Raw genomic sequence first — 11,914 nt, 5'->3', positions numbered from 1 at the left:
CTTTAATTTTATAATTTGAATAAATAAAAAAGCTGCCCTTAGGCAGCCTATTTATAATTCTATTTTGAAATAGCTCTTCCTGGAATAAGTATTTTATCTCCAGAAACTAACTTTTCTCCATCTTCCATTTCATTAAGTTCCATTATTTCAGACATAGTAGTCATATACTTTTTAGCTAAATTCCAAAGAGTATCACCTTTTCCTATAACATATATAGTCAGGCTTGCTTTTTTCTTTAACTCTTCACCTTCAACTTCTTTTATATCACTTACTAGTTCTTTTTTAACGTTATATAATACTTTGCAATTCATAACAACATTAGCTTTTACAGCTATAGTGTTAGCTTCTACCCCTAATTCTAAATCTTCTAAACATGCTTTAGCTAAAACTTTCATCTTCTCATCAGCATCTTTAGCTTCTATAGTAGCACCAAACGGAATATCTCCCTCAACCTTAGACAAATACTTTTCTTCATCACTAGTTTTATAAACTGCACAAACCTTTATATATCCTTCTATATTTAATTTATCTTTAGATACTTGTTTGTCTGTAACTATTATATTTCCTGATGCTGCAACTATATACTCTGGCTTCATATCATCTTCTTTTATATAAATATTATCTTTTACTACTGTATCTGAATTATATACCCCATGAAGCATTCCCATTTCAACTTCTTCTTTTTCGATTTGAACTGGAACTTTAGGCGAATAAGCATCCATAATTACATCTATATTTTCTTTTGAAAATACTTTTACTTTGCATTCTGCCATAAACTCAATATTAACTATTCTAGCTTCCCCTAAATCATCTTCTTCAACATTTATATCTTTACTTACTAGATCAAAGTCTGCCGCAATTGTAATATCTTGCTTCATTTCTGGTATCATTAACTCTTTAGATATATATACACTATCTTCTAAATAATGAACTTCTTTTCCTTCACTTCCACAATATAATATACGGATTTTAGAATAACATCCGCAATAAGCTTTGTCTTCACCAAGTTTTATTTCTTTCTTTTGTAATATAATCTCTGATTTTAATATTCTAGATACTTGTGGTTTGTCCATACTTACTCTTAAAACAGATTTTCCAACTATATCTAAAGTGTCATTTAAATCTGTTTTATTTATAACTTCTGATTTTTTAAGTACTTCAACCCCTTCTTCACATTCAATATCTTTTATCATTTGAACTTCTTTTCCTTTGTAAATCTCAAAATTCAAGTTAAGTATGCCATTAATTGCAACTTTCCTTTCATTTATTATTTTTGCTTCAATATGTTCTACTCTGCAATCTACTTCACAGACTGTTTTATGTTCAGCTTCTTCTAACTCTATTTGGTTTGAAAACTTCTGAGAATAATTCACAGAACAAACAACCATACTTTCTTCTCTTGCTAAGTAAAGTACATTGTAGTCTATTCTTCCTTCAACATTTAATTTACTTCCTGACATATCCTTAGATAAAACTATTGGCTTTGCTTCAACCATAAGAACTTCGTATACATCCGGATGTGTATCTGGAATTAAATATTCTTCATTTATCATTTCTGATTCCTTGTTTTCGTCTGCTAGTTGTTCTAATTGTACATTTTCTTTTATTACATCTATTTTTTCCATTTTATTACCCTCCCATAAAATACCTACTATCATTTATATACTTAATAGTTAGAAAGTATGACTGTTTTTTTAATAAAATTTATTAACTTATCGACAGTTTGTTTACATAATTTGTAATATACATAATTTAGTAAATGTTTTCATAATTTTTTTTAATATTTTTTAATAAATTTTGTTGACAAGGGTACCTTTATGTCGTAATATAGTAATTGGTTATTGACCATATAACCTCTCATAAATTCTCAATACCCTTTTATACCATAGTTGAAAGATGGAAACCCACCATCTTTCTTTTTTTTATCTAAAATTATTTTATAGTTTATATATATAAAAAAAGCTAGTATTAATTCCTAAGAATTAACGCTAGCTTTTTTTACTATCTTGGAAAATCCAATTGTACTGTCTGTGTTAATACATCTGAGTAACTATATGTCACGGTTCTTTGGGTGTCGTTTTCTAATCTAATAACGAAAATGCTAGGGTATACACTTTCTATAACTCCGTCATTAACCAGAATCTTTTTTCTTCCTCCATTAGCTTTCAGAGTCACCTTTTCTCCTAAGTGGCCCTCAATGCTTCTTTTTATCGAGGCAATTGTTCTAATATTTTCCACGTAAAACACCCCTCTTTCTATTTTAGATTATACCATTTTTTACAAGTGAAGTCAAATAAAATTTTAATTTTATCACTTACACATCATAAAGTCAACATATTTTCTAATATTATTACTATATTATTTTGTGCAATTTTGATTTATTTATACATGTTAAATCATTTAAAATAAAAGATATAATATTAAGACAACTTTTTCAACTAAATATATGGAGATTTAGGGTAGCCTTCTCTATACTTTCCTCTAGTTTGTAAGCCCCCAACCCCCTTTAAGCCGGTTATAGTATTTTCTATAACATCTTTAATAGAAACTACTTCGTCGATTTTTGTGTATGCTATTTTTTCACAAACAAATACAGGATCTAAACAATGTATCAAAACGCGACTTGGAGATGATGCAAAATTAGCTCCAGCATCTAATATACCTTCATAACAGCTTTGACAAGCTCCAGCAAAAATAACAAGTTCATCATAACTAGAGTTGTATTCTCTAAGGGCTTTAACTGAATCTATATAGTATTTAGAGTTTCTATAGCTTCCTAGGTCTAAGTAGTCATCTACCCCTTTATATACGCTATCGTGACCAGTTAAAACTACAATGTCAGGTTTTATCTCTTTAACTAAATCAATAATAACAGAAGGCTGCTCGCTTTCAGAAACAGCCCTTCCAACTGCATCTAAAGAAAGCTGTTTATATACTTTAAGGCATGTATCTAAGTATTCTTTATCTCCATCTACATGAAGTATCCTTCCAGGTCTTCCAAAAAACATCTCATTATTATTCACATTATTTTTTTTTACTTTTGTTCCTATTTTAATGTTTCCATCATTGCTTTTTCTCATTCCTATATTTCTATCACTCATAGCTTTTTTAATAGCGCTATCAACCTTTTTATTTAATATTTTATCTTGCTCTCCGCTATAATCCTCTTCTACTTCTTCTAAATCACTTCTTTTTGAATCTGCAATTATTCTTATATTTATTCCTTTTAATATATATACAGGACCGTCTTTTCCATCCTTTATATCTATAATCTTAAATGTAATATCTTTATCATAAGACTTTCTGACTACTATATCCCCGATTTCCATTTTTTATTCCTTACAAATTACTTCTTCATATATAAATATGACTAAATAATATTTTCTGTGATTTTATAAACCTAAAATTTCAAACATATTAAAAAGACATCTTAAAAGATGTCTTTTTATAAATTATACTCTTTTCTAAATACTTCTAAAAAGTCTAGATATTTATCCTTTTCATCTATGATATTTTGTAGCTTTTTAGAAAATGTATTTTGGCCCCAATTAACTTCATTATAATAATACCTGTTTGCAAGTCTCCAATATCTTTGTGGAAATTGAAGGTATGCAAGTAAAACTTTATACTCATCATCTCTTAAAGGTGAAACTTCGTTATATGAATCTAATATTCCTTTTGCATAATCAAAATTCCAGTCTACCCTTTTTAAAACTTTTATCATAAAATTTGATACATCAAACGCTCTTATCTCTCTTTTACTATAATCAAAATCAATTATATTTACGTTGTCTTCTTTATCAATTATTATATTGTGATAAGTATAATCATGGTGACAAAAACTCTTGTCTTTTTCTGCTATGTCACAAAGTTCATTATAGTTAGATTCTTCTAATGTCTTATGTGCTATTTTACCCATCTCTTTATAAAATTCCATAGACTTAATATAAATTAAATCAAATTCACTTTTATTTGTCTTCTTTCTAGACATATCTCTCATTTTATCTAAAGATTTTACTCTCTTTTTCATAAGATTTGGCCACCTACCTAAATCACTTTTAAGTTTTGAATTTTCAGGTGGATCGTATCCTTTTGATGCCTCATGTAATTTTGCTAAAGTCTTAGAAGCAAGTTTCACATCTTCTAGGTTATGAAAATCACATTCTCTTCCTTCAAGCCACTCTGAAAGTGTATAAAGATCCTCGTTTACTAATGCATATGGCTCACCATCTATATTTAAATAGTACTTATCAACACTCTTAAATCCATTTTTAATTAAGTGTTCCTTTGCACCGTAAACAAACAATAATTTTTGAGGTCCATAATTTATCTTTTTAAGACATCTAAGCCCATCTTTACTTTTAAGGCAATACACACCTTTGCTTGGCTTTATATTTTCGATTTCTAAGTTAAATTGTCTTTCTATTTCAAACTCTCTCATCATATTTCCTCACCCCCTATATATCTATATGTCATCTACTCCACTTTTATTAACATTTTTAGATATATCTTAATATAATATATAAAGATTAATGTTTGAGAGGATATAAATATGAAAATCGGGATAGATGGAAGAGCTGCTAAATGGTATCGCGGAACTGGTATAGGAACTTATACGTATCAACTTATAAATAATCTTAATAAAGTAGATAGGATAAATGATTACTTAATTTTCACGCCTTTAAATTCTGATTTACAAAACTTAAATAAAAACTTTAAGATTCAAAACGTTGATTCTAAATCTTTTGAAAACTTTTGGGATGAAGTTAGAGTTCCTAATCTTCTTTCTAACAACAACATGGAACTATATCACGTTCCTCAAAACGGTGTAGGTCTCTCAACTAATATAGAATGTAAAAAAGCTATTACTTTGCACGATATAATTCCACTAAAAATGCCACACACAGTTAGTGATAGGTATCTACGTATTTTTAATGATGAAATGCCAAACATCCTTAATAACTGCGATGGAATTATAACCGTATCAGAATTCTCTAAAAATGATATAGCAGAAGGATATAATATCCCAAAAGAAAAAATATATGTAACTCACCTAGCATCTGAAGATATATATAGACCTATGAGTAAATGTAAATGCCAAAAGATAATAAAAGAAAAATACGGTATAGAATCTAAGTTTATATTATATGTTGGAGGGTTTAGTCCAAGAAAAAATATATTAGGCTTAATTGAAGCCTTTTCGTTAATACCATATTATAAAAGACAAAACTTAAAATTAGTTATAGTAGGTAAAAAAGGCTTATCCTATGAAAAGTATTTAAATAGAGCTATAGAACTTGGGGTTTCAAATGATGTAGTTTTTACAGGATTTGTAGAACTTTACGATCTACCTCTTTTTTATAATGCAACTGAAATGCTAGTTTATCCTTCTTTTTATGAAGGTTTCGGTCTCCCTCCTCTTGAAGCTATGGCTTGTGGAGCACCTGTTATTGCATCTAATATAACTTCTCTTCCCGAAGTTTGTAAAGATTCTGCATTTTTAGTTAATCCTTATGATACAGAAGCATTAAGTTCTGCTATCTGCAGAGTTTTAGATGATAGTTTCCTTATGCTAACTTTAGTTAAAAAATCTTTAAGTAGAAGTCAAGAATTTTCTTTTGAAAAGACTTCCTTAGATACTATAGCCGCTTATAAAGATATAATTTTAAATAATTAACTATAAAAGATGATGACAAAAGCCATCATCTTTTTATTTTAATTTATGAATCAAATATTCTTTAAATTGAACTAAAAACTCTCTTCTGTATTTATCATTTTCAATTTTTACTAAAAGTCTATTTAAAAATACATTGTAATCCCATTCTTTTTCTTTATGGTAATAAGATTTTATTATAGAATATAAATCTTTAGAGTAACTTAAATTTATATATATTATTTTATATTCATCTTCTGATAAAGGGTTATCTCCTTCATAAGCTTCTAAGGCGGCTTTAGCTTTTACTATATCAAACACATTATTTTTTATCCATTTTAAGATGAAATCTGAAACATCTAAAGCTCTTAAATCTATATTTGAGTAATCAAAATCTATAATACTTACCTCTTCACCTTTGATTAAAAAATTGTGGTGTGCTAAATCATTATGAGATAAAATTAATTTTTCTTTATCATTTATAAGTTTTTCATAATTACTTACCCAAATCATCTCTTTAGCTCTTTTTACATCTTCTATTAAAGAATCGCTAAGTTCTAGAAATAAATTATCAAACTCATTTTTATAATGACTTTTTATAACCCAATCCTTTATACTTACTAAATCATTTTCTATTTCTTCAAACTTATAAATTAAATTATCACCTTTAAAAATCTTTACATCATCTTCTTCAAGGCTAAATACTATTTTTTCTGAAGCTTTATGAAGCTTATCTAAAGCTTTCATACAAAGCTCTACGTCTAATATATTGTTTATAGTAGCCTCCCTACCTTCTAAAACATCCATAAGTATATAGTTTTCATCTTTCCATCTTAAATAAGGTTTTCCTTGTATACTTTGAAATTTTATAGTATTTTCAAATGTTTTATTTATATACTCTAAGCTTTTATTTATAAAGTTGATCTTATTTTTATCATAATCAACTTTCTTCAAAATCTTTTTCCCATCTTTTGTGTTTATAAGATATACTTTTCTAAGAGGTGTTATATCTAAAGGACAGATTCCTAAAGAATCAAAAAAGTCTTTACTTAAATCATATTTACAAAGATATTTTTTTTCTGCATATCTAACTCTATTCATCTTTCCTCCTAAAAACTTAAATCATCCCTACTCATAATTTTAAGTAAATAATCAAAGCTTATATCAAAAGTTTCATTTTTATCTAAATACTTAATACAATCATCTTGAAGGCTTAATTTTAAAATTATATATTCTTTGCTTATATCGTTTAATTTAGCCTTTTCTATATATTTATCTATGCACTTTTCAACAAAATAAAAGTCTTTAACTTTTTTAACTTTTCTCATATAATTTATAAAATCTTCTTCTATTAAGTTGAAACTCATTCTTTTTATTTTTCCTATCTCTATCTCATGTACTACTCTAAGGTTTGTTAAATCTAACTTTGATATACAAACCTCATCTCTTAAGTTTCCTCTTCTAACTAAATCTTTAAACTTTCTATCTTTTAATTTATTTATAGTATCGTTGAACTTATTTATTAAAGCTTTTTCTATATTATGATCTTTTATATTAGAGTATTTATTTGTAAGCCTTCTTCCTATAATCTCAAGCTTTGAATTTTCTCTTCCTATCTCATTTAAAACTGAATCATCTTTTAAAGTGTGGTATTTCATAAAAATCCTCTGTACCTCTACTATTAAATCAATGTGATTAAGTAATTTTTCTTCATCTTGTACATTGGAAACTCCAAAATAGTTTCCTGTTAATTCAATATTATTTTCCATTAAAAAACTATTTAATAAACAATCATTAATATGAACCACCCCTTCATTTAATAAAACTTTTCTATAAACTTTTCTCTATATTTACTTTCAATAATATATTTCTCTAACCTTTTATTAAACTTTTCACTTTCCCAAGGTTGCCTTTCCCAATAAGCTTGAAGCCCTAACTGCCAAAAACCTTGAGGATATCTTATAAAGCCCTTCATAACATTTAATTTTTCTGTATCTATAGAGTTTATTTCACTATATGAATTGATTATTTCATATGCTATTTTTTCATCCCAATTATTAACCCTTAAAACCCTTACTAAAAATGAACTTAAATCGTGCAAATAACTATCTAATATACAATAATCAAAATCTATAAAAGTTACATTTTCATCTTTATCTAATAAAATATTATGATCCGCTAAATCATGATGACAAACACAAAGCCTCATTAAATCTTCACTCATAACTTCTTTATACTTAGACTTTTCTAAATCATCTATAGAGAGGTCAGCTAAATATAATTCTCTATCTATATTATCTAAATAAAGATTATCAAAATAATCTTTTGAAATTTTTTGATTTATCCTCTTTTCAAAATCTAAAATTTCTTCTTTTCTAGTTTTAAATACATTTATCCAAGAGAACCAATTAACTCTAGGCCTCATAGCTGGTTTAATAACAAACCCTTCACTAGCCTTATGAAGATACGCTATCTCTTTAGATATGTTTTTAACTTCATCTAAGTCATTAAAATTAGCACTTCTACTTTCGATCCATGGAGTTAAATAAGCATAGCCTTCGCTAAATCTTATATAATCCTTGCTAGATTTAGTTTTTATAAAATCTAATACTCTTCCATTATTATTAGCTATATGACTTATAACGCTATAGATAAAATAAAAATGAGGGAAATCATACTTTACAACTTTTAAGCAGTATCCCTCAAAACCATTTATCTTATAAGTATTTTTAACTTTTTCTACTGAGTTTACTTTTATATTATAATTATCCTCTATAATATTTTTTATCTTAAAATTTTCCATAAGAAACCTCCTAGCATCTCTCCTTTTTATTATATGAATTTATATAATTTTTGTGATTTTGTATCACAAATTTAAATACCTTTAATATTTTATATTATAGATATTATAAGGAGTGCTTTATGAAAATAGGAATTGATTCAAGAAGTATTAATTTACACAGCGGAACAGGTATAGGCACTTATACTAAAAATCTAGTAAAAGAAGTACTTACCCTTGATAAGAATAATAAATATACTTTAATTTGGACAGGTGAAATGATTGAAGAATTTAATAATTTAAATCCTGATTTTATTATGTCATCTGGAAAACATGGAAGATTTTTTGAAAATATTTATATACCTGAGATACTAAATTCTAAAGATATAGATTTATATCACATACCTCAAAATGGAATGGGACTTCCCTTTGGATACGAAAATTTAAATTATGTAGTTACTATCCATGATTTAATTCCATATATAATGCCTCAAACTGTAGGTCCTAGTTATTTAAAACGCTTTCTTAGAGACATGCCAAATATAATAGAAAATTCTTCTGGAATACTTACTGTTTCTGAATTTTCTAAAAGAGATATCTTAAGGTTTTTTAAAGGGTATCCTGAGGATAAAATATTCGTAACTCCTTTAGCTACCTCTGAAATTTATAAGCCTTTACCTAAAGATGCAAGCCTAAAGATAATTCAAAACAAGTTTAATTTTGATACTTCATATCTTTTATATGTTGGCGGGTTTAGTTCTAGAAAAAATGTAAAGGGCCTTATAGATGCCTTTTTAAAAGCTAAAGGTAGCTTTAGTAAAAAGATGAAACTTTTAATAGTAGGCTCTTTAAAAGATGATGGCTTAAACTTATTTAAATATGTAGAATCTCTTAATATAGATGATATTATCTTTACTGGATATATAGAAGATACGGTCTTACCTACTCTTTATAGTGGTGCTACTGCTTTTGTATACCCTTCATATTATGAAGGCTTTGGCTTACCACCTCTTGAAGCTATGAGCTGTAAAACTGCCGTTATAACTTCAAACGTTACATCTATTCCAGAAGTTACAGAAGATTCTTCTATATTGATTGAACCTTCCGATATATTAAGTCTTTCTAGTAGTATTTTTGAGATAGTTGAAAATGAAAGTTTAAGACTAGATATAGCTGAAAAAGGATATAAAAGAAGCCTCCAATTTTCTTGGAGGCAAACTGCAAATAAAACTATCTCATCTTATAATGAAATATATAAGAGTTTAGATATTATTTAGTTTCTTTTATTTCTTTTAATTCTGGAGCCTTTTCTAATATATTACTTAATATTACGAAAGGGCTCTTTTTATAGAAATTTTTAACTTCTTTTTCTATCTCAGAGTTTCTGTAAGTATATATATAGCTTGAGAAAATATCTCCTTTTAAAGTATACTTTAAAGAATCTTCTGTATCGTTAGTTAAATAGATAATGAATTCTTTAGCTAAATTATTCTTTTTATAATCTTTATTAAAAGCTATAAGATTATATCCATTTCTAACAAAAAATCTATTTCCTGAAATTTCTTTTGAAGGTGCAGAATTTGCAGTCCACATGCACTTAACACTTAAACCTTCAATTTCGTTTATTACATCTACAGAATTTATCCTACCTACAAATCCAGTTTCTTCATTCAAGCTTAAAATATTATCTTTTTTTAGCTTTTCTAGAAATTTATTAGAATCTTCTTTTGCTTTTTTAAAATCGTTAGTCTTCTCTAAGTTTTGCATAAAAACTAAAATCTCTAGATACTTATAATCACTTCCTGTAGCATTTAAAGCTTTTACCTTACCATAACTTTTTTTGTAGATATATTTCCCCATATCTATAATTTCATCCCAAGTTTTTATATCTTCAAACGAGTAACCATATTCTTTTAGTAAATCTTCTCTTAGATATAAAGCTAATGGATAAGCCTCAAAAGGAACCCCTTTATATGAGTTTTCTTTATAAACTCCTTGAAGAGACCTTTTTGAAAAATTCATTTTGTAGGTTTTAATTACATCTGAAAAATCTAAAAGATCAACTTTTTCTTTTAAAAATTCATCTATCTTTTCACTGTAAGCTAAGGATATATCATTAGTTTTTCCTTTTGATATATCTTTTTCTAACTCTTTATCATAATTAGAATCCTTAATTGAATTTATCTTAATATTTACCTTCGGATTTTCTTTCATAAACTTTTCAGATACGCTATTTATATATTCATAATTCGAATCATTTACTAAAATATTAAGTTCTCCAGATAAAGTGTTTTTATTATATTTATCAAAGAAAAATATAATAAGAAGTCCAATTATTATAGATACTATTATAGTAATTACGACCTTTAATTTTAATCTCATAACATCATCCCTTATGTAATATTTCTGTTTTGTTTATATAAATTATACTTAAAATAACAGCACTAAATCCACATATTAATTTAACTAATATGTATATCCCTATTATATCTTTAGCTTCTCCTGAAACAAAGCCTAACTGCCCTCCTAAAGAATAAGCACCTCCTACTGAAAATGCACTACATATAATCTTTCCCTTATTATCTAATTTATCAAAATTAACAAAGACTATTATAGCAGATGCAAAGCTTCCTAAAAACGCTCCTATAGAATCATTATTAACTCCAAACCTTTTACCTATTTTATCTAAAGGCCCCTTTAAAATATTTTTTAGGATTTGAAGCATAACGTAAGCTCCCCCTAAGAAAATAGCAATTCCACCAACTATTTTAATAGATTCATCTAAAGGCATAAGTCCTTTTATAATTTCTATTCCTGTTATGCTTTTTATCCCAACAAAAATAAACCCAATAATACTTAACGTAACTATTCCTCTTCCTATAAAGGTAAATACTTTTAATACTAAATCCTTAAAAAATACTATTAAAAAACAAATTATTATAGATAAAATTATTATAGGAACAGTATTAATTATTACAGTTTTAAAAGGTATTTTAAGCATTAAACCACCTATTATAATTCCAATTGGAATAGTTATTATTCCAAAAAGCATACCTATAGTCAAAAACTCCATATGTTCTTTCTTTACTATTCCTAAGGCAAGTGGCAAGGTAAAGCTTAATGTACATCCTAAAATAGATGCTATAAGAATCCCTGAAAACTGAGCCATACTCTCATTTAAGCTTATACTTTGTGCTATGTTAAACCCTCCCATATCTACAGCTATTATGCTTGATGTAAATATAGAGGGATCTAAATTAAGCTTTGAAGCTAAAGGAACTAGATACTTATTTAAAAGATCTACTATTATAGGAGTTAAAGATATAATACCTATCATAGATATGGCTAGAGGGCCCATATTTTTTACGCCCTCTTCAAAATGCACACCTAAATTAAATTTATTTAAGAAAATATAATCTATAGCCCCAATAGTAAAGCATATAGCTACTACATATAAGATAAAATTCTCCATCCCTAAAAAA

11 protein-coding genes are annotated in these 11,914 nt (G+C 27.0%); 2 read left to right on the top strand and 9 right to left on the bottom strand.

What is annotated here, in order from left to right:
• Positions 1 to 59 precede the first annotated feature (59 nt).
• The 4 genes from INR60_RS15960 to INR60_RS15945 all read right to left on the bottom strand — a co-directional run bounded on the left by INR60_RS15960 (position 60) and on the right by INR60_RS15945 (position 4,444).
• The gene (locus INR60_RS15960; protein ID WP_194192491.1) at positions 60 to 1,625 is read right to left on the bottom strand and encodes a DUF3794 and LysM peptidoglycan-binding domain-containing protein; all 1,566 of its coding nucleotides are present in this window, start codon (positions 1,623 to 1,625) and stop codon (positions 60 to 62) included.
• A 376-nt stretch (positions 1,626 to 2,001) separates the two neighbouring features.
• Entirely contained in the window at positions 2,002 to 2,238 is a 237-nt protein-coding gene (locus tag INR60_RS15955; RefSeq protein ID WP_194192490.1) for a Veg family protein, read from the bottom strand.
• A 200-nt stretch (positions 2,239 to 2,438) separates the two neighbouring features.
• Positions 2,439 to 3,329: a sporulation peptidase YabG gene (yabG, locus tag INR60_RS15950; RefSeq protein WP_194192489.1), complete on the bottom strand. Its 891-nt coding sequence runs from the start codon at positions 3,327 to 3,329 to the stop codon at positions 2,439 to 2,441.
• A 116-nt stretch (positions 3,330 to 3,445) separates the two neighbouring features.
• Positions 3,446 to 4,444, bottom strand: coding sequence for a CotS family spore coat protein (locus tag INR60_RS15945; RefSeq protein ID WP_194192488.1), 999 nt, complete (start codon positions 4,442 to 4,444; stop codon positions 3,446 to 3,448).
• Positions 4,445 to 4,552: 108 nt separating this feature from the next.
• Here INR60_RS15945 and INR60_RS15940 point away from each other — a divergent pair, with 108 nt between their 5' ends.
• Entirely contained in the window at positions 4,553 to 5,677 is a 1,125-nt protein-coding gene (locus INR60_RS15940) for a glycosyltransferase family 4 protein (RefSeq protein ID WP_194192487.1), read from the top strand.
• 33 nt (positions 5,678 to 5,710) lie between these two features.
• On the opposite strand, the gene INR60_RS15935 is transcribed toward INR60_RS15940, so the two are convergent.
• From INR60_RS15935 to INR60_RS15925, 3 genes are read right to left on the bottom strand one after another with little or no spacing between them, the layout of a single operon-like run.
• Positions 5,711 to 6,754 carry a CotS family spore coat protein gene (locus INR60_RS15935; RefSeq protein ID WP_194192486.1) on the bottom strand — a complete coding sequence of 348 codons (1,044 nt, stop codon included), beginning with the start codon at positions 6,752 to 6,754 and terminating at the stop codon, positions 5,711 to 5,713.
• Positions 6,755 to 6,762: 8 nt separating this feature from the next.
• Positions 6,763 to 7,422: a hypothetical protein gene (locus INR60_RS15930; protein ID WP_194192485.1), complete on the bottom strand. Its 660-nt coding sequence runs from the start codon at positions 7,420 to 7,422 to the stop codon at positions 6,763 to 6,765.
• A gap of 47 nt (positions 7,423 to 7,469) precedes the next feature.
• Positions 7,470 to 8,456 carry a CotS family spore coat protein gene (locus tag INR60_RS15925; protein WP_194192484.1) on the bottom strand — a complete coding sequence of 329 codons (987 nt, stop codon included), beginning with the start codon at positions 8,454 to 8,456 and terminating at the stop codon, positions 7,470 to 7,472.
• Positions 8,457 to 8,575: 119 nt separating this feature from the next.
• On the opposite strand from INR60_RS15925, the gene INR60_RS15920 reads away from it, so the two are divergent.
• Positions 8,576 to 9,709 (top strand): glycosyltransferase family 4 protein, encoded by a 1,134-nt coding sequence (locus INR60_RS15920; protein ID WP_194192483.1) that lies wholly within the window; start codon positions 8,576 to 8,578, stop codon positions 9,707 to 9,709.
• On the opposite strand, the gene INR60_RS15915 is transcribed toward INR60_RS15920, so the two are convergent.
• Entirely contained in the window at positions 9,702 to 10,814 is a 1,113-nt protein-coding gene (locus INR60_RS15915) for an ABC transporter substrate-binding protein (RefSeq protein WP_194192482.1), read from the bottom strand. The two genes, INR60_RS15920 and INR60_RS15915, sit on opposite strands and share 8 nt — an antisense overlap.
• A gap of 4 nt (positions 10,815 to 10,818) precedes the next feature.
• Complete coding sequence (gene eutH / locus INR60_RS15910; RefSeq protein WP_194192481.1) at positions 10,819 to 11,904, bottom strand: ethanolamine utilization protein EutH; 1,086 nt, start codon at positions 11,902 to 11,904, stop codon at positions 10,819 to 10,821.
• Positions 11,905 to 11,914: the final 10 nt, after the last annotated feature.

The sequence above is a fragment of the Clostridium chrysemydis genome (genome assembly GCF_015234215.1).
Taxonomy (GTDB): Bacteria; Bacillota; Clostridia; order Clostridiales; family Clostridiaceae; genus Clostridium; species Clostridium chrysemydis.
The sequence above is the reverse complement of the archived record's forward strand: the minus strand, read 5'-3'. Positions and strand labels throughout refer to the sequence as shown.

Bases quoted from the DNA above. Each gene is read 5' to 3' on its own strand.
- INR60_RS15935 (WP_194192486.1), bottom strand. From the start codon at position 6,754: ATGAATAGAGTTAGATATGCAGAAAAAAAATATCTTTGTAAATATGAT.
- INR60_RS15945 (WP_194192488.1), bottom strand. From the start codon at position 4,444: ATGATGAGAGAGTTTGAAATAGAAAGACAATTTAACTTAGAAATCGAA.
- INR60_RS15925 (WP_194192484.1), bottom strand. From the start codon at position 8,456: ATGGAAAATTTTAAGATAAAAAATATTATAGAGGATAATTATAATATA.
- INR60_RS15930 (WP_194192485.1), bottom strand. From the start codon at position 7,422: ATGGAAAATAATATTGAATTAACAGGAAACTATTTTGGAGTTTCCAAT.
- INR60_RS15960 (WP_194192491.1), bottom strand. From the start codon at position 1,625: ATGGAAAAAATAGATGTAATAAAAGAAAATGTACAATTAGAACAACTA.
- INR60_RS15915 (WP_194192482.1), bottom strand. From the start codon at position 10,814: ATGAGATTAAAATTAAAGGTCGTAATTACTATAATAGTATCTATAATA.
- eutH (WP_194192481.1), bottom strand. From the start codon at position 11,904: ATGGAGAATTTTATCTTATATGTAGTAGCTATATGCTTTACTATTGGG.
- yabG (WP_194192489.1), bottom strand. From the start codon at position 3,329: ATGGAAATCGGGGATATAGTAGTCAGAAAGTCTTATGATAAAGATATT.
- INR60_RS15940 (WP_194192487.1), top strand. From the start codon at position 4,553: ATGAAAATCGGGATAGATGGAAGAGCTGCTAAATGGTATCGCGGAACT.
- INR60_RS15920 (WP_194192483.1), top strand. From the start codon at position 8,576: ATGAAAATAGGAATTGATTCAAGAAGTATTAATTTACACAGCGGAACA.